Consider the following 16442-nt stretch of genomic DNA (forward strand, 5'->3'; position numbering starts at 1 on the left):
GCGGCGTTTCCGTCGTGCCGTCGTGTTGATCCCTATGTATTTAATTCACCCCCTGAAAAAAAGTGCAATTTCTGCACGGCAGCCATGCGCGTTGTGCAATGCAATAAATTGAGCTTCATCAAATGTTTACGTTGCGTAAATAGCAATTGCGAACGGATTGTGCATGTTGCTATGCAAAAAAGCACCTGCCGGTATGGGGCAGGTGCTTTTCAGTGAAATTCGCCTGATTTTTCAGCGATTTCTCATTCCGCCGCCGTCATGCGCCGCTGCGGGCGCCTTTCCAGGAGCTCATGGAGGAATTGGCCGGTATAACTCTCTTTCACGTCGACCACATCTTCCGGGCGGCCTTGCGCGACGATGGTGCCGCCGCCGTCGCCGCCTTCGGGGCCGAGATCGACGATCCAGTCCGCCGTCTTGATGACTTCCAGATTGTGCTCGATCACCAGCACCGAGTTCCCCTGGTCGACGATGTGGTGCAGCACTTCCAGAAGCTTCGCCACATCGTGGAAGTGCAGTCCGGTCGTCGGTTCGTCCAGGATGTAGAGCGTGCGGCCCGTGGAACGCCTTGAAAGCTCCTTGGCGAGCTTCACGCGCTGCGCCTCGCCCCCCGAAAGGGTCGTCGCCTGCTGGCCCACCTTGATGTAGTTGAGCCCGACCTTGGCGAGCGTCTCCATCTTTTCACGCACTGCCGGCACGGCGGAGAAGAAAACGGCCGCCTCTTCCACGGTCATGTCGAGGACGTCGGCAATCGACTTGCCCTTGAACAGCACCTCCAGCGTTTCGCGGTTGTAGCGCTTGCCCTTGCAGACGTCGCAGGTGACATAGACATCCGGCAGGAAGTGCATCTCGATCTTGAGAACGCCGTCGCCCTGGCACGCCTCGCAGCGTCCGCCCTTCACGTTGAAGGAAAAGCGGCCCGGCTGGTAGCCGCGCGCCTTTGCTTCGGGCAGGCCTGCGAACCATTCGCGGATCGGTGTGAAGGCCCCGGTATATGTCGCCGGGTTGGAGCGCGGCGTGCGCCCGATGGGCGACTGGTCGATATCGATGATCTTGTCGAGGAACTGAAGCCCCTCGATCCGGTCATGCGGGGCGGGCGCCTCGCGCGAGCCGTTGAGGTGGCGTGATGCCGCCTTGAAGAGCGTGTCGATCAGAAGCGTAGACTTGCCGCCGCCCGATACGCCTGTGATGCAGGTGAACGTGCCGAGCGGCAGTTCCGCGGTTACGTCCTTCAGGTTGTTGCCGCGCGCGCCGATGATCTTCAGCCGCTTGGTCTTGGAAAGCTTGCGCCGTTCCTGGGGCAGGGGGACCGCCAGGTCGCCGGAGAGATAGCGTCCCGTCAGCGATTGGGAATCGGCCATGATGTCTTCCGGCGTGCCGGCGGCGACGATTTCGCCGCCGTGGATGCCTGCACCCGGCCCGACGTCCACCACATGGTCGGCGGTCAGGATCGCGTCCTCGTCATGCTCAACCACGATCACGGTGTTGCCGAGGTCGCGAAGATGTCTGAGCGTATCGAGAAGCCGCGCGTTGTCGCGCTGGTGCAGGCCGATCGACGGCTCGTCGAGCACATAGAGCACGCCCGTCAGGCCGGAGCCGATCTGCGACGCGAGCCGGATGCGCTGGCTCTCGCCGCCCGATAGCGTGCCGGAAGCGCGCGACAGGGTCAGATATTCGAGCCCGACGTCGTTCAGGAAGCGCAGGCGCTCGCGGATTTCCTTGAGGATACGGCCCGCGATCTCCTTCTGCTTCGTGTTGAGCTTTTCGGGCAGCATGTCGAACCATTCGCGCGCCGCCCGGATAGACAGGCTCGTCACTTCGCCGATATGCCGGCCGGCGATCTTCACGGCGAGCGCTTCCGGCTTCAGCCTGTTGCCGCCACAGGCCTCGCACGGGTGGTCGGACTGAAAGCGCGACAGCTCCTCGCGCACCCATTGCGACTCCGTTTCTCGCCAACGCCGCTCTATGTTGCCGATGACGCCTTCGAACGGCTTCTTCGTCTTGTAGCTGCGCGCGCCGTCGTCATAGACGAACTCGATTTCTTGCTTGCCCGTGCCGAACAGGATCGCATGCCGGAAGTCCGCGCTGAGGTCTTCCCACGGCGTGGTCATCTTTTCCTTGTAGTGGCGGCCAAGCGCTTCCAGCGTCTGCGTATAATAGGGCGAGGTCGCGCCGGTACGCGACCACGGCAGCACCGCGCCGTCGCGCAGGGAGAGCGTGTGGTCGGGCACTACGAGGTCCTGCTCGAAGGCGAGTGTCGTTCCCAGCCCGTCGCATGTCGGGCATGCGCCGAAGGGGTTGTTGAACGAGAAAAGCCGGGGTTCGATTTCCGAAATCGTGAAGCCGGAGACCGGACAGGCGAATTTTTCCGAGAAGATCAGCCGCTTCGGGTTGCCCTGGTCGTCCGTCTGGTCGGCGAACTCGGCAATCGCGATGCCATCGGCAAGCTGCAGCGCGGTTTCGAAGGAATCCGCCAGCCGGTTGCCGATGTCATCGCGCACCACGATGCGGTCCACCACCACGTCGATATCGTGCTTGAATTTCTTGTCGAGGGCCGGCGCATCCGCGATCTCGTGGAACGTTCCGTCGATCTTGACGCGCTGGAAGCCCTTTTTCATGAGTTCGGCCAGTTCCTTGCGGTACTCGCCCTTGCGCCCGCGCACCATCGGCGCGAGCAGGTAAAGCCTTGTGCCTTCCTCCAGATCCAGCACCCGGTCCACCATCTGGCTCACCGTCTGGCTCTCGATGGGAAGGCCCGTTGCCGGCGAATAGGGAATGCCCACGCGCGCGTAAAGAAGGCGCATGTAGTCGTAGATCTCGGTCACCGTGCCCACGGTCGACCGCGGGTTCTTCGACGTGGTCTTCTGCTCGATGGAGATGGCCGGCGAAAGGCCGTCGATCTGGTCGACGTCGGGCTTTTGCGAAAGTTCCAGGAACTGGCGTGCATAGGCCGAAAGGCTTTCCACGTAGCGGCGCTGGCCTTCGGCATAGATCGTGTCGAAGGCCAGCGACGACTTGCCGGATCCAGACAGGCCGGTCATGACGATCAGCTTGTCGCGCGGAAGCTCCAGGTCGACATTCTTCAGATTGTGCTCGCGCGCGCCACGGACGGAAATCGTCTTGGCGTCGGCGCGGTGCCCGGAGTGCATGTCGTGGAACTCTCGCGAAGGGGCCATGAACCGGTATCCTCGGCAGATATCCCCGTTTCGAAGGCAAGACGCACGGGGGATGAACGAATGGTTGACTGTCGTTGGTCTTCAGGGGTCATTCACGCGCTGGATCAGCGATTAGGAAATGGACCATCGATGGGCGGTTGTCGAGGTTCTTGAGCACGCATCCTTGCATCTTTTATTAGTTGACGTTGCGACAATTATTTTCGAGAACATAGCAGGAACAAATTCGGGGTGGCAATGACAAATTTCCGTCCTGGCCGACGGGCACCAATCCAAGGACAAAGTGAAACTGCCGTTTTTGGAATGAAGGCATTCTCATTCACCTTTTTCGCCGCTATAAGGAACAAATGTGGAACTAAATACTTTCTCCTCGATCCTTTGTGGAAAACGGCCGAAAGGCCGGGAGAGGACGACGGTTGGGGTCTAGGCTGATCCCGAAATCTGGTATCGGCACCGCGATCGGTCAATATCGGAACAATGCGAAATCGCAGGAGAGGCGACATGGCGGGAAGCGTTAACAAGGTGATCCTCATCGGCAACCTCGGAGCCGATCCGGAAGTGCGCCGCATGCAGGATGGCCGTCCGGTCGTGAACCTGCGCATCGCGACGTCCGAAAACTGGCGTGACCGCAATACCGGCGAGCGCCGGGAAAAGACGGAATGGCACCGCGTCGTGATCTTCAACGAGGGCCTTGCCAAGGTTGCCGAAAACTACCTGAAAAAAGGCTCCAAGGTTTACATCGAAGGCCAGCTCCAGACCCGCAAGTGGCAGGACCAGTCGGGCCAGGACAAATATTCGACCGAAATCGTCCTCCAGGGCTTCAACTCCACGCTCACCATGCTCGACGGGCGCGGTGAAGGCGGTGGCGGGGGCGACTACGGCGGCGGCTATTCCTCCGGTGGCGGAGGAGGCGGCGGATACGGCGGCCAGAGCGGTGGAGGCTCGGGCGGCGGATACGGCGGAGGCCAGGGCGGCGGTGGCGCTGGCGGCCAAAGTGGCGGCTTTGGCGGCGGAATGGACGACGAAATTCCGTTCTGAGGTTGTCGCAAAGCGAATTTAACTGAATGACGCGATGACGAAACGGGGCCGAAATGGCCCCGTTCTTAATGGTTGGGCGCTTTTTCCGCCGCCAGCATTTCTTCGTGATGCCGGGTCGCCTGCACTTCTATGAAGATGCGCTTGACGATCGGGAAGCGCTCCTTGATGGCGATTTCGAGCGCATAGATCGCCTCTTCCACCTTGCCGACGGTGAGATTGTCCTCAAAGTCGATGGAAAGCGCCAGAAGCACGTCCTGCGGTCCGCGATGTAGCGTGCGGAGTTCGTTCATGCGCGAGACCGTGGGCGTGGCCTCGACGATGGCGCGCACGGCGTTGGTGACGTCCGGATCCGCGGCTTCGCCCACCAGAAGCCCTTTGGTTTCATAGGCAAGAAGCGCCGCGGCGCCGGCAAGGATCAGACCGATGACGATGGATGCCACGCCGTCCATCCATGCAAGACCGAGATACTGGACGCAAAGCAGGCCGGCGAAGGCGACGACAAGGCCGAGCATGGCCGCCGTGTCCTCGAAAAGCACGGTGAAAACGGTCGGATCCTTGGATTCGCGCACGGCCTCCAGCAGGCCGCGCTTGCCGCGAATGACGCTGAATTCCTTGTAGGCGATCCACCAGGCAACCGCTTCGAACATCATGGCAAGCCCAAGAACGATATAGGCGACGTAGGGGCTTTCCACGGGGTGCGGGTGAAGGACCTTTTGGATTCCTTCGTAGATCGACACGCCGGCTCCGACGGCGAAAATCAGGATCGCGACGACGAACGCCCAGAAATAGATCTCAGATCCATAGCCGAAAGGATGTTTGTCATCAGCGGGTTGCTTGGCTTTCTTCATGCCGTGTAGCAGCAGGCCCTGATTGCCGGTATCCACCAGAGAGTGGATGCCTTCCGAAAGCATGGCCGACGAACCCGTATAGGCGGCAGCGGCGAATTTCGTAATCGCAATCAATGCGTTGCCGGCAAGGGCCGCGATGATTACCTTCTTTGAGCCGTGTCCAGCCATGTCCCGCCTTTCAGCTTGTTCGCATCACGATCAGTCTTGCCGATTTCCGCACCGATAACAAAGCTTTGATCCGGCTGGCCTTACTCACGCGCTCTGCCGGTGGAAAATGAAGCCGCAAGACAACGGAGCACGCCAGATGATCTCAACGAGCATAAAGCAGTCTTATCGGATGGGGATATTGCCGGTGCTCGCCGGCCTGATGGCTTTGATCGGCGCGGGTTCAGCCGCCGCGGGCGAGGCGGATATCGTCGATGCGAAGGCAACGCGGACGGGCGAGGGGGTCTGGCGGTTCGATGTCACGGTCAGCCACGCGGACGAGGGATGGGAGCATTACGCAGACCGGTTCGATATCATTGCTCCGGACGGCATAGTGCTTGGCGAGCGCATCCTTCTGCATCCGCATGTCACCGAGCAGCCCTTCACGCGCTCGCTCACCGGCGTTCAAATCCCGGAAGGCGTGACATTCGTGGAAATCCGGGCCAACGACAAGGTGCACGGCCTTGGCGGCAAGACGCTGAAGCTCGACCTGCCGCACGACTGAACACTTGCTGCTAAATGGCGGTTTTCACGAAACTGGCGATGCCGTCGGCGATGAACTGCACGGAAAGGGCCGCCAGCAACACGCCCAGCAGCCGCGTGATCACCATGCTCGCGGTTTCGCCCAGCATCTTGTCGATCCTGGATGCGAGCAGGAAGGAAAGAAGGCAACTTCCGACGATCACCAGCACTACGGCGATGAGACCCGTATAGGCGATCGCGTCATCGGCTTCCGAGCTCAGGAGGATGACGGCGCTGATCGCCGCCGGGCCGGAAATCAGCGGAATTCCGAGGGGAAAGACCGCAACGCCATGCAGGTCTTCCGGGTGTCCGGCCATTGCCTTTTCCGCAGATTCCGATTTCCGCTTTTGCCGCTTTTCGAAGACCATCTCCACGGCGATGATCAGAAGCAGCAGGCCGCCCGCTATCTGAAAGGCGGGGACCGATATGCCAAGCGTCTTCAAGACGCTTTTTCCCGCCACGAGGAAGACCAGAAGTATGCCGCCGCCGATCAGCGTCGCCTGTACCGCGATCTTTCGCCTTTGATGGGTATCGGCACCCGCCGTGACGGCCAGGAACATGGGCGCAAGACCGACCGGATCGATCGTCACGAAGAGCGTGGCGAAGGCGTTCAAAAGGTAGTCGGAAAGCATGAAACGGCCCTCGAATCGTGGTGCGCTGAACAATCTATAACAGGCTCGTGAGCTCAGTTCGCGGTGGCGCGCCGCCAAACTATGCACACATTCTGAGGCTGCATCTGTAAGACCTTGTGTTTGTTGAGAAAATTACGACCGAAACTGTGGCTCAGGATTTGTCGCGAAAAGCGGAATCGGCTATAAATTGCCAACCTTCCATCAGACACGAGAAACTTCCTTGTCAGATCAGGATACAAACCCGCCGTCAGGTGGTCTGCCGTCCGATATCCGCGCGGTGTCGATCACCGACGAGATGAAGCGCAGCTATCTCGATTACGCCATGAGCGTGATCGTCAGCCGTGCGCTGCCGGATGTCCGTGACGGCCTGAAGCCCGTGCACCGCCGTATCCTCTACTCGATGCACGAGAATGGCTACGACTGGAACAAGGCCTACAAGAAATCGTCCCGCGTCGTCGGCGACGTGATGGGTAAATATCACCCGCATGGCGACAGCGCGATCTACGACGCGCTCGTGCGCATGGCGCAGAATTTTTCGCTTCGCCTGCCGCTCGTCGACGGGCAGGGCAACTTCGGTTCCGTGGACGGCGACCCGCCTGCCGCCATGCGTTATACCGAGGTGCGTCTGGCGAAGCCCGCGCACAGCCTGCTGGAGGATATCGACAAGGATACAGTCGATTTCCAGGAAAATTATGATAACTCCGAGAGCGAGCCGGTCGTTCTCCCGGCGCGGTTTCCGAACCTTCTCGTCAATGGCGCCGGCGGCATCGCGGTCGGCATGGCGACGAACATCCCGCCGCATAATCTGGGCGAAGTGATCGACGCAGCCATCGCCGTGATGGAGGACCCCGGGATCACGCTTGAAGATCTCATGCAGATCGTTCCAGGTCCCGATTTCCCGACCGGCGGCATCGTGCTCGGCCGCTCGGGCATCCGTTCCGCCTATGAGATGTCTCGCGGCTCCATCCTGATGCGCGGCCGAGTGCATGTGGAAGAGGTGCGCAAGGATCGCGAAGCGCTGATCATCACCGAGATTCCCTATCAGGTGAACAAGGCGTCGATGATCGAGAAGATCGCCGACCTCGTGCGCGACAAGCGCATCGAGGGTATCGCCGACCTGCGCGACGAGTCCGACCGTGACGGCATGCGTGTCGTGGTGGAACTCAAGCGTGACGCGGTTTCCGACGTCGTTCTCAACCAACTTTACCGCTTCTCGCCCCTGCAGACGAGCTTCGGCGCCAACATGGTGGCGCTGAACGGCGGACGGCCGGAGCAGCTCGGCCTGAAGGACATGCTTCAGGCGTTCATCCACTTTCGCGAGGATGTGGTCCAGAGGCGCACGCGTTTCCTGCTCGCCAAGGCGCGCGACAGGGCGCATGTCCTCGTCGGCCTGGCGATCGCGGTCGCCAATATCGATGAGGTCATTCACCTGATCCGCACCGCGCCCGATCCTGCAACCGCCCGCGCCCAGTTGATGGAGCGGAATTGGCCGGCGAAGGACGTTGCGCCGCTCGTCATGCTGATCGACGATCCGCGCCACCGCGTGGCGGACGACGGCACATACAAGCTCTCCGAAGAGCAGGCTCGCGCGATTCTCGAACTTCGCCTGCAACGCCTCACGGCCCTCGGACGCGACGAAATCGCCGACGAGCTGAACAAGCTCGGCGACGAGATCAAGGAATACCTGGAAACCCTTCGTTCCCGTGCCAAGATCCAGGAAATCGTCCGCAACGAACTCACCGCGGTGCGTGACGAGTTCGCCACCCCGCGCCGAACGGAACTTATGGAAGGCGGGGCGGACCTCGAGGACGAGGACCTGATCCAGCGCGAGGACATGGTCGTCACCGTCAGCCACGCTGGCTACATCAAGCGCGTGCCGCTTGACACCTACCGCGCCCAGCGCCGGGGCGGAAAGGGGCGCTCGGGCATGTCGACGAAGGACGAGGATTTCGTCACACGCCTCTTCGTGGCAAATACCCATACGCCGGTCCTGTTCTTTTCCTCGCGTGGCATTGCCTACAAGCTGAAGGTCTGGCGTTTGCCGATCGGTGGGCCGACGTCGCGTGGCAAGGCGTTGATAAACCTGCTGCCGCTGGAAGCGGGCGAGCAGATCACCTCCATCATGCCGCTGCCGGAGGACGAGGCAAGCTGGGATAACCTGCATGTCATGTTCGCGACGCGCCGTGGCACGGTGCGCAGGAACAAGCTTTCGGACTTCGTGCAGATCAACAAGAACGGCAAGATCGCCATGAAGCTCGAGGATGGCGACGGAATCGTCGGCGTCGAGACATGCACGGAAAACGACGACGTCCTGCTGACGACGGCGGCGGGCCAGTGCATACGCTTCCCCGTGACGGAGGTGCGCGTCTTTGCCGGCCGAAACTCCGTCGGTGTCAGGGGCATCGCGCTCGCGCAGGACGATACCGTAATCTCCATGTCGGTGATCCACCACTTCGATGCGAGCGCTGAGGAGCGTTCCGCCTATCTCAAGCGCCGGCGGTTGATGCGTGGCGAAACGGAAGAAACGGCGGCCGAAGTCGAAGAGGGCGTTTCCAATGGCGAACTTTCCGAAAGCCGTTACGTCGCGATGAGTGCGATCGAGCAGATCATCCTCACGCTTTCGGAAAACGGGTATGGAAAACGCACGTCGTCCTTCGAGTATCGGACGACGGGGCGTGGCGGCAAGGGCATCGTCGCGATGGCCGTCAATCCGCGAAACGGCCCGCTCGTGGCCTCTTTCCCGGTGGAGGACGACAACCAGATCATGCTGGTGACGAACGGTGGCCAGCTTATACGGTGCCCGGTCGATGGAATTCGTATCGCCGGTCGTTCCACGCAAGGCGTGATCGTTTTCAACACGGCTGAGGACGAGAAAGTCGTCGCCGTGGAGCGCGTTTCCGATGTGGACGCCGAGGAAGAAATCGAGCTCAGCGGCGAAGACGGAAGCGTTGACGGTGACGCGCCAACATCCAACGGCGATGATAACGGTGAAGTTGAATAAAACCGATCTGTCAGTGATTTAGAAAAAAGAAAAGGCGCGCCGAACTGAAATTCGGCTGCGCCTTTTTCGTTCTAACCGATTTCTTCCCTGCAGGCCCGGCGCGTTCGGTATCAGCGCGAAGCCACTCGCATCAGTGTGGAAGTAGCCTGCTTGGCATTGCGGGTCTCGATTGTGACGGTGCGGATCGGTGTGCCGGCCGAGTTTCCGGCAAGCGCGCTCAGGCACTCGGGCGACCAGTCGCCCCAAGCCTGGCCATGGCAGGAGCCGGGAAGCTTGCTATCGAGCCTGTCGGCCTTTGCGAGCGTCTTGACCGGTGCTGCCGTAACTGGATTGTCCGAAAAGGCTGTGTCGGCGACGATTGCAGCCCCTGCAACCATCAACAAAGCGGCAGCGGTGGCGATCGTCAGTTCCTTGAGCCGGGGAAAGGTGAAAGTTGCGTAGGACGGAAGCGAGGTCATCAATATTTCTCCCTGCATCGCGATTTGCGATTACCGATGAGCCCACAATCTCCCGTCCCCCGTATTTATTCAGTGACAGACGTCACAGGTTGCGTGATTGCCTATCCTGGTCTGAAGCGACCTTTGGCGAGGAAGTCGACAAGGATCAATCCGACGGTTCGCTCGCCGGTCGATTCGGCCGTTGTTGCGGGCCGTCCGATCGCGAAACAGCCGGGGTCCTCGTCACGGAAAATCACGCCTTCGCATTCGCTCTGGAGCAAAACGGCCTCGGAGGTGTTTTTCGTAATTTCCGGCCTGCCGAACGATGCGGCCATGCCTTCGGCATAGGTTGAGAAGCCGACCATAAGACCGATGAGCATGAATGTGGCGCCGCACCAAGCGACGAAAGCAGCCGGCAAGAGACTTCTGTACAGCGTGCTCATGGAGAGGAATTGGGTAGTTGACGCAACGTTTCAATCGGTATTCGCAGGCGCTCTGGTAATCATTTCGTGAACGTCTTTGGTGTCAACCATGGATCGTTGCGAGGGGGTAGAAATCGATCAAGCTATCCAATTGATTTAAAATGAAGTGCGGCGGTGTGTCGGGGAGCCACACCGCCGCATATCCGTGTAATCCGCGGTCAGGTATACGGATTACTCTTCAAGTTTTGTACGTACCAGAACGGTTGTCTGGCCGAAGGTCTTTGCCTCGGTGACATAGGCCGTGTTCTGTTCCTGCCCGACAGGCTTCGCGATATGGTCGCACCCTTTCGTCGCGTCGGTGACGACAATGTCTTTGCACGCGACATGAACAAGCGGCACGGCACGATCACCCTTCTTCGCGACATTCGTTTCGACGCCTTGATTCGTGCTGACAACAGCCAGAATCAATGCGGCGAAAGCCGAAGCTAGGATCAAACTCCAACGACCGACGGCACTCAGCATTTGTGCCTCCCTTGTTATAGTCGCGAATACTAACAGCTTTGTGTTGCCGTGCAAATAAAAGGTTTGCGCGTTGCGAAATTGCCACAAGCCGCTCATCGCAGCGCTTGTATCGCCTCGCCGCTACGGTTAGACAGAACAACATGAATCGTATCGCGCTTTACCCCGGATCCTTCGATCCCGTCACGAACGGACACCTCGACCTGCTGCGGCACGCGCTCGGGCTTGCGGATACCGTTGTCGTGGCAATTGGCGTTCATCCCGGCAAGAAGCCCCTGTTCTCCTTTGAGGAACGGGTGGAGATGATCAAGGAGGTCGCCAGCGGCGCATTCGGCACCGGGAATGCGGAAAGGATCAAGGTCGTCGCGTTCAACAACCTGGTGATCGATTCTGCGCGAGATCATGGGGCGTCGTTCCTCATTCGCGGGCTGCGGGACGGAACCGACCTTGATTACGAAATGCAGATGGCCGGCATGAACGGCACCATGGCGCCAGAGGTGCAGACCGTATTTCTCCCTGCCTCGCCTGACGTTCGCCATATCACCGCCACGCTGGTCCGGCAGATCGCATTCATGAACGGAGATATAAGCCACTTCGTTCCGCAATCCGTCGCAAGACGCATGGCCGACAAGCTCGCTCAATAGACGGGAATCGCGTTTTCCCGCCTTCGGCCGCGTCACAGATTCAACAGGAGATCCCCCTTGTTACGCTATTTATCCGCATTGGCGGCATTCGGACTGGCTGCCGTTCTTTCGCTCGCCGTTTCCGCGCAGGATCTCGATCCTGAAAACACGATCTACATGGATCTCAAGGATGGGCGCGTGACGATCCGCCTCTTGCCGGAGGTCGCGCCGAAACACGTCGAGCAGATCAAGAAACTGACGCGTGAAGGGTTTTACGACGGTATTGTCTTTCACCGCGTGATCGACGGTTTCATGGCGCAGACGGGTGATCCTACTGGCACAGGAACCGGAGGTTCGGATCTGGCGGATATTCCGGCCGAATTTTCCGACGTGCCGTTCGAACGCGGAACCGTCGGCATGGCCCGGGCACGTGATCCCGATAGCGCGAATTCCCAGTTCTTCATCATGTTCGCACCAGGCGACTTCCTGAACGGCAAATATACGGTCTGGGGCGAAGTGGTCGGTGGAATGGAACATATTGACACGATCAAGCGCGGAGAGCCGCCGCAGGATCCGGACAAGATCATCAAAATGCAGGTTGCCGCCGATGCCGGCTGAAGCATTGCGAGCGCAGTAAACGAAAAAAGAAAGGGAATTCCGATGGCCGAGATCAAGGATCCGGAAAACACGTTGCTGATGGAAACCTCCAAGGGATCCGTCGTTATTGAAATGCGGCCGGATCTTGCGCCTGGCCATGTCGAGCGCATCAAGGAACTGGTGCGCGATGGCTTTTATGACGGTGTCGTCTTTCATCGCGTGATCGATGGGTTCATGGCCCAGACAGGTTGCCCTCACGGGACGGGCACCGGTGGATCGGGCAAGAAACTAAAGGCAGAGTTTTCCCAGGAAAAGCACAAGCGCGGCACCGTCTCCATGGCGCGTGCCATGGACCCGAATTCCGGTGACAGCCAGTTTTTCATCTGTTTTGAGGACGCTCCCTGGCTCGACAGTCAGTACACCGTCTGGGGGCAGGTGATCGAAGGAATGGAAAACGTCGACCAGATCAAGCGCGGCGAACCTGTACGCGATCCCGATACGATCACGTCGCTGAAGGTCGCGGCCGACGCCTGATCGCGACCGACTGCGAAAGATACAGCATTCGAGCCACGGACGGATTGCCGTCCGTGGCTCTTTTCGTTATCAGGCGACACTCCAATTACGGATCAGCCCATGCGTGTCGACCTTTTCGATTTCGAACTGCCACAAGAGCGGATCGCATTGCGCCCGGCGCGGCCGCGCGATTCCGCGCGAATGCTGGTCGTTCGCCCGGGCAACGCGGCTCCATTCTCGGATATGGGCGTGAAGGATCTCCCGAACCTCCTCGAGCCGGGCGATGCGCTTGTCTTCAACGACACGAAAGTCATTCCGGCCCAGCTGGAGGGCGTTCGCGAACGTGAAGGCGTCACGGCGCGCATCGGCGCGACGCTGCATATGCGGGAAGGGGCCGACCGCTGGCGTGCGTTCGTCCGTCCTGCGAAAAAACTCACTGCGGGTGACCGAATTCGCTTCGGTTCCGATCCCGGAGCCTGTCTTCTTGGGTCTCTCGACGCGACAGTCGCGGAAAAGGGAGAAGGTGGGGAGGTGCTCCTCGTTTTCGACCTTGCCGGACCGGATCTAGACGAAGCCATCGCCGCTGTCGGCCATATTCCGTTGCCGCCATATATCGCGGCAAAACGTCCGGACGACGAGCAGGACCGGACCGACTATCAGACCATCTTCGCAGACAAGGACGGTGCTGTCGCAGCCCCGACAGCCGGGTTGCATTTCACGCAGGGGCTGATTGATGCGCTCGATGCGCGGGGGATCGAACGGCATACCGTCACCTTGCACGTCGGTGCCGGTACATTTCTGCCTGTCAAGGCAGATGATACGGATGCACACCGAATGCATGGCGAGTGGGGCGAAGTCTCGCGAGAAACCGCTGAGGCGCTTCGCTCGGTTCGGGCGCGTGGCGGAAAAATCGTTTCCGTGGGGACGACGAGCCTCAGGATCCTCGAAAGTGCTGCACAGGAAACCGGTGCGTTGCAGGAATTTTCCGGTGAAACACGGATTTTCATTACGCCAGGCTACAAATTCCGGGCGATAGACGCGCTCATTACGAACTTTCACCTGCCGAGATCGACGCTCTTCATGCTCGTTTCCGCCTTCAGCGGCCTTGGGACGATGCGCGCAGCCTATGAACATGCAATCGAAACCGGCTATCGCTTCTATTCCTATGGCGATGCTTCGCTTCTCTTTCCCGATGACGGCCAATGACGAACAACGATAACGCTCCCTTTTCCTTTCGCCTGATCGCGACTGACGGCATGGCCCGGCGAGGGGAAATCCGCACGCCTCATGGAACGGTCCGTACGCCCGCCTTCATGCCGGTTGGAACGCAAGCCACCGTAAAGGCGATGTACCCCGATCAGGTCCGGGAATTGGGCTCGGACGTGGTTCTTGGAAACACCTATCATCTCATGCTTCGCCCAACTGCCGAGCGTGTGGCGAGGCTGGGCGGGCTCCATAAATTCATGAACTGGCCGCACACGATCCTGACCGACTCTGGCGGCTTTCAGGTGATGTCGCTCGCTCAACTTCGAAAGCTGAGCGAAAAAGGCGTTACCTTCCAAAGCCATGTAGACGGGCAGAAGATCGAGATGACGCCGGAGCGTTCGATCGAGATCCAGCAGCTTCTGGGATCCGACATCCAGATGCAGCTCGACGAATGCATCGCATTGCCGGCCCCGCGCGAGGAAGCGGAACGTGCGATGCGCCTTAGCCTCCGGTGGGCGGAACGCTCCCGCGTGCAGTTCGAGGCAATGGGGGGGCCTGGAAGGGGCCAGGCACTTTACGGGATCGTGCAGGGCGGCACGGATCCCGAGTTGCGTCTGGAGTCAGCCGGAATGCTTTCTCAAATGCCGTTCGAGGGTTATTCCGTTGGTGGGCTTGCTGTCGGCGAGCCGCAGGAGGTGATGCTGAAGACGCTGGAGATCACCACTCCGGCAATGCCCGCGGACAAGCCGCGCTACCTTATGGGTGTTGGCACGCCTGAAGATATTCTGGAAAGTGTGGCGCGCGGGATAGACCAGTTCGATTGCGTCCTGCCGACGCGAGCCGGCAGGCATGGGCTGGCCTATACGCGATACGGGAAGGTCAATCTGAAGAACGCAAGGCATGCGGATGATCCGCGCCCACTTGACGAAACGTCGCCTTGCGAAGCGAGCAACCGGTATTCCCGTGCCTATCTCCATCACCTCGTAAAGGCGGGCGAAGGGCTGGCCGCGATGCTGCTGACCTGGAACAATCTGGCCTATTATCAGCAGCTTATGCAGGGCATACGCGATGCTATCGAGGCGCAAACCTTCGAAGAATTCAGGGCAAGAACGCGCGCAGACTGGGCGAAGGGGGATATACCGCCTTTCGCATCACGATGATTGAAGCTGGTCGACGTGTACGCCGATCCCGTCAGACCGCTTCGCCCTTATCGCGGGTCAGGTAGCAGCCGGAAATTTTCCAGCTCCCGTCCGGCTGCTGTTCGAAGGTGTATACGGCCCTCCACGCATCGTCATTTCGGTCAATGATCCAGACCTCCTGCGATGGGCCGATCGGTGTTTCCTTCATCCGGCCGAAGCTTACGGATTTGGGACGATAGACAGGACGGTATCCCTGGCGGACCATCTGCAGAAAAACGTCGGGGCGCTGAAAGCGCTGCCGGATGATTGGCGCGGCAAAGGAAAAGGCCAGTTCGCCGTCATCCGCACGAAAAGCCTTTATCTGGCTTGTGATGATCTTCTGGAATTCCGCACTGCGCTCATCCGCGACCGCCGGCGCTGCCAGCATCAACAAGGCAGCGGCGACCATGAGCGACACAAATGCAATCCACCCGGTTCGAAACATCGGCACCCTCCATTTCGAATCCATGGCTGATGATACGCCAAAAAGACGAAATGGATGAATCACTCCAGGCACATTGTTTCGTGACAGCTTGTCCCGCCCTTGCTGTCAATGCTCGCGCTAGCCCGCTATTTCGCCAAAATTCCCTCGAGCAGAGGGCGAACTTCGCCCGCAAGGACTTCATCGTCCATCGCGAACGCGATATTTGCGGAAAGGAATCCGGCTTTGGAGCCGCAGTCGTAGCTTTCTCCCTCGAAACGCAGGCCTTTGAAGGACTGGTTCTGCATCAGTGAAATCATCGCGTCGGTAAGCTGGATTTCGCCTCCGGCTCCCTTTTCCTGCTCCGCGATCAGGTCGAAGATTTCCGGCTGCAGGATGTAGCGCCCGGTGATGATGAGGTTTGACGGCGCTGTTCCCGGAGCGGGCTTTTCCACCATGCCGTTGATATCGACCACGGCAGAGTTGGCATTACCGTTGACTTTCACGATGCCGTAGCTCTGTGTTTGGTCTTCAGGAACTTCTTCCACCGCGATCACGTTGCCGCCGGTTTCGTCGTAAAGGTCGACCATCTGTTTAAGGCAGCCTCGACCCGCCTTGATGAGAACATCCGGCAGCAGAACGGCGAATGGCTCATTGCCGATGAGGTCGCGCGCGCACCAGATCGCGTGGCCGAGGCCCAGCGGTTCCTGCTGGCGGGTGAAGCTCGTGGTTCCCGGTGACGGACGAATCTTGTCCAAAATCTCCAACGCCGCCGTCTTGTTGCGTTCGCGAAGGGTATCTTCGAGTTCGTAGGCGATATCGAAATGATCTTCGATGACGTGCTTGTTGCGCCCGGTGACGAATACGATGTGCTCTATGCCGGCTTCGCGGGCCTCATCCACCACATACTGGATGATGGGCCGGTCCACGATCGTCAGCATTTCCTTCGGCACGGCCTTGGTGGCCGGAAGAAAACGAGTACCAAGACCGGCAACGGGCAGGACCGCCTTGCGAATGCGTTTGAAGGCCATGAACACGCTGCTCCTTAGTGGTATGAATCTCTTATCCCATTTAGCATGGCGCAATTTGATTTAGTCCGCATAAAAATCGG

The 16442-nt window shown here is 59.6% G+C and carries 16 protein-coding genes; 8 read left to right on the plus strand and 8 right to left on the minus strand.

All coding sequences use genetic code 11. The annotated features are described in order from the left end of the window. Positions 1-242: 242 nt before the first annotated feature. Positions 243-3146 carry an excinuclease ABC subunit UvrA gene (gene uvrA / locus GR183_RS06665; protein WP_160774883.1) on the minus strand — a complete coding sequence of 968 codons (2904 nt, stop codon included), beginning with the start codon at positions 3144-3146 and terminating at the stop codon, positions 243-245. A gap of 525 nt (positions 3147-3671) precedes the next feature. Between uvrA and GR183_RS06670 the strand changes: the two genes are divergently transcribed. Further along, entirely contained in the window at positions 3672-4208 is a 537-nt protein-coding gene (locus GR183_RS06670) for a single-stranded DNA-binding protein (protein ID WP_160774785.1), read from the plus strand. 65 nt (positions 4209-4273) lie between these two features. Here GR183_RS06670 and GR183_RS06675 read toward each other — a convergent pair whose 3' ends face one another. Then, positions 4274-5224, minus strand: a complete 951-nt coding sequence (locus GR183_RS06675; protein ID WP_160774786.1) for a cation diffusion facilitator family transporter — start codon at positions 5222-5224, stop codon at positions 4274-4276. Positions 5225-5360: 136 nt separating this feature from the next. Between GR183_RS06675 and GR183_RS06680 the strand changes: the two genes are divergently transcribed. Then, complete coding sequence (locus tag GR183_RS06680) at positions 5361-5765, plus strand: hypothetical protein (protein WP_244313627.1); 405 nt, start codon at positions 5361-5363, stop codon at positions 5763-5765. A 10-nt stretch (positions 5766-5775) separates the two neighbouring features. Here GR183_RS06680 and GR183_RS06685 read toward each other — a convergent pair whose 3' ends face one another. Continuing rightward, the gene (locus GR183_RS06685; RefSeq protein WP_160774787.1) at positions 5776-6414 is read right to left on the minus strand and encodes a MarC family protein; all 639 of its coding nucleotides are present in this window, start codon (positions 6412-6414) and stop codon (positions 5776-5778) included. Between the two features lie 295 nt (positions 6415-6709). Here GR183_RS06685 and gyrA point away from each other — a divergent pair, with 295 nt between their 5' ends. Next, positions 6710-9415 carry a DNA gyrase subunit A gene (gene gyrA, locus GR183_RS06690; RefSeq protein WP_376765754.1) on the plus strand — a complete coding sequence of 902 codons (2706 nt, stop codon included), beginning with the start codon at positions 6710-6712 and terminating at the stop codon, positions 9413-9415. 110 nt (positions 9416-9525) lie between these two features. Here gyrA and GR183_RS06695 read toward each other — a convergent pair whose 3' ends face one another. The 3 genes from GR183_RS06695 to GR183_RS06705 form a co-directional block, all read right to left on the minus strand. Then, positions 9526-9873 carry a hypothetical protein gene (locus tag GR183_RS06695; protein ID WP_160774789.1) on the minus strand — a complete coding sequence of 116 codons (348 nt, stop codon included), beginning with the start codon at positions 9871-9873 and terminating at the stop codon, positions 9526-9528. Positions 9874-9974: 101 nt separating this feature from the next. Continuing rightward, positions 9975-10232, minus strand: coding sequence for a hypothetical protein (locus GR183_RS06700; protein ID WP_160774790.1), 258 nt, complete (start codon positions 10230-10232; stop codon positions 9975-9977). A 273-nt stretch (positions 10233-10505) separates the two neighbouring features. Continuing rightward, on the minus strand, positions 10506-10796 hold the full coding sequence (locus GR183_RS06705; protein WP_160774791.1) for a hypothetical protein: 291 nt from the start codon (positions 10794-10796) through the stop codon (positions 10506-10508). Positions 10797-10936: 140 nt separating this feature from the next. Between GR183_RS06705 and coaD the strand changes: the two genes are divergently transcribed. The 5 genes from coaD (at position 10937) to tgt (ending at position 14892) form a co-directional block, all read left to right on the plus strand. Beyond that, the gene (gene coaD / locus GR183_RS06710) at positions 10937-11437 is read left to right on the plus strand and encodes a pantetheine-phosphate adenylyltransferase (protein WP_160774792.1); all 501 of its coding nucleotides are present in this window, start codon (positions 10937-10939) and stop codon (positions 11435-11437) included. Positions 11438-11494: 57 nt separating this feature from the next. Beyond that, the gene (locus GR183_RS06715) at positions 11495-12034 is read left to right on the plus strand and encodes a peptidylprolyl isomerase (RefSeq protein ID WP_376765752.1); all 540 of its coding nucleotides are present in this window, start codon (positions 11495-11497) and stop codon (positions 12032-12034) included. A gap of 51 nt (positions 12035-12085) precedes the next feature. Then, positions 12086-12547 carry a peptidylprolyl isomerase gene (locus tag GR183_RS06720; RefSeq protein WP_446696952.1) on the plus strand — a complete coding sequence of 154 codons (462 nt, stop codon included), beginning with the start codon at positions 12086-12088 and terminating at the stop codon, positions 12545-12547. Positions 12548-12646: 99 nt separating this feature from the next. Then, the gene (gene queA / locus GR183_RS06725; RefSeq protein ID WP_160774794.1) at positions 12647-13732 is read left to right on the plus strand and encodes a tRNA preQ1(34) S-adenosylmethionine ribosyltransferase-isomerase QueA; all 1086 of its coding nucleotides are present in this window, start codon (positions 12647-12649) and stop codon (positions 13730-13732) included. Then, positions 13729-14892: a tRNA guanosine(34) transglycosylase Tgt gene (tgt, locus tag GR183_RS06730; RefSeq protein WP_160774795.1), complete on the plus strand. Its 1164-nt coding sequence runs from the start codon at positions 13729-13731 to the stop codon at positions 14890-14892. Before queA ends, tgt begins: the two co-directional genes overlap by 4 nt. 31 nt (positions 14893-14923) lie before the next feature. Here tgt and GR183_RS06735 read toward each other — a convergent pair whose 3' ends face one another. Together GR183_RS06735 and galU are read right to left on the minus strand one after the other, a co-directional pair. Further along, positions 14924-15355, minus strand: a complete 432-nt coding sequence (locus GR183_RS06735; RefSeq protein WP_160774796.1) for a DUF4864 domain-containing protein — start codon at positions 15353-15355, stop codon at positions 14924-14926. Between the two features lie 125 nt (positions 15356-15480). After that, positions 15481-16362 carry a UTP--glucose-1-phosphate uridylyltransferase GalU gene (gene galU, locus GR183_RS06740; RefSeq protein ID WP_160774797.1) on the minus strand — a complete coding sequence of 294 codons (882 nt, stop codon included), beginning with the start codon at positions 16360-16362 and terminating at the stop codon, positions 15481-15483. Between the last annotated feature and the right edge of the window lie 80 nt (positions 16363-16442).

This window comes from Stappia sediminis, assembly GCF_009826895.1.
Taxonomy (GTDB): domain Bacteria; phylum Pseudomonadota; class Alphaproteobacteria; order Rhizobiales; family Stappiaceae; genus Hongsoonwoonella; species Hongsoonwoonella sediminis.

Coding starts and splice junctions, on each gene's coding strand:
- uvrA (WP_160774883.1), bottom strand. CDS start 3,146: ATGCACTCCGGGCACCGCGCCGACGCCAAGACGATTTCCGTCCGTGGC.
- GR183_RS06670 (WP_160774785.1), top strand. CDS start 3,672: ATGGCGGGAAGCGTTAACAAGGTGATCCTCATCGGCAACCTCGGAGCC.
- GR183_RS06675 (WP_160774786.1), bottom strand. CDS start 5,224: ATGGCTGGACACGGCTCAAAGAAGGTAATCATCGCGGCCCTTGCCGGC.
- GR183_RS06680 (WP_244313627.1), top strand. CDS start 5,361: ATGATCTCAACGAGCATAAAGCAGTCTTATCGGATGGGGATATTGCCG.
- GR183_RS06685 (WP_160774787.1), bottom strand. CDS start 6,414: ATGCTTTCCGACTACCTTTTGAACGCCTTCGCCACGCTCTTCGTGACG.
- gyrA (WP_376765754.1), top strand. CDS start 6,710: ATGAAGCGCAGCTATCTCGATTACGCCATGAGCGTGATCGTCAGCCGT.
- GR183_RS06695 (WP_160774789.1), bottom strand. CDS start 9,873: ATGACCTCGCTTCCGTCCTACGCAACTTTCACCTTTCCCCGGCTCAAG.
- GR183_RS06700 (WP_160774790.1), bottom strand. CDS start 10,232: ATGCTCATCGGTCTTATGGTCGGCTTCTCAACCTATGCCGAAGGCATG.
- GR183_RS06705 (WP_160774791.1), bottom strand. CDS start 10,796: ATGCTGAGTGCCGTCGGTCGTTGGAGTTTGATCCTAGCTTCGGCTTTC.
- coaD (WP_160774792.1), top strand. CDS start 10,937: ATGAATCGTATCGCGCTTTACCCCGGATCCTTCGATCCCGTCACGAAC.
- queA (WP_160774794.1), top strand. CDS start 12,647: ATGCGTGTCGACCTTTTCGATTTCGAACTGCCACAAGAGCGGATCGCA.
- tgt (WP_160774795.1), top strand. CDS start 13,729: ATGACGAACAACGATAACGCTCCCTTTTCCTTTCGCCTGATCGCGACT.
- GR183_RS06735 (WP_160774796.1), bottom strand. CDS start 15,355: ATGTTTCGAACCGGGTGGATTGCATTTGTGTCGCTCATGGTCGCCGCT.
- galU (WP_160774797.1), bottom strand. CDS start 16,362: ATGGCCTTCAAACGCATTCGCAAGGCGGTCCTGCCCGTTGCCGGTCTT.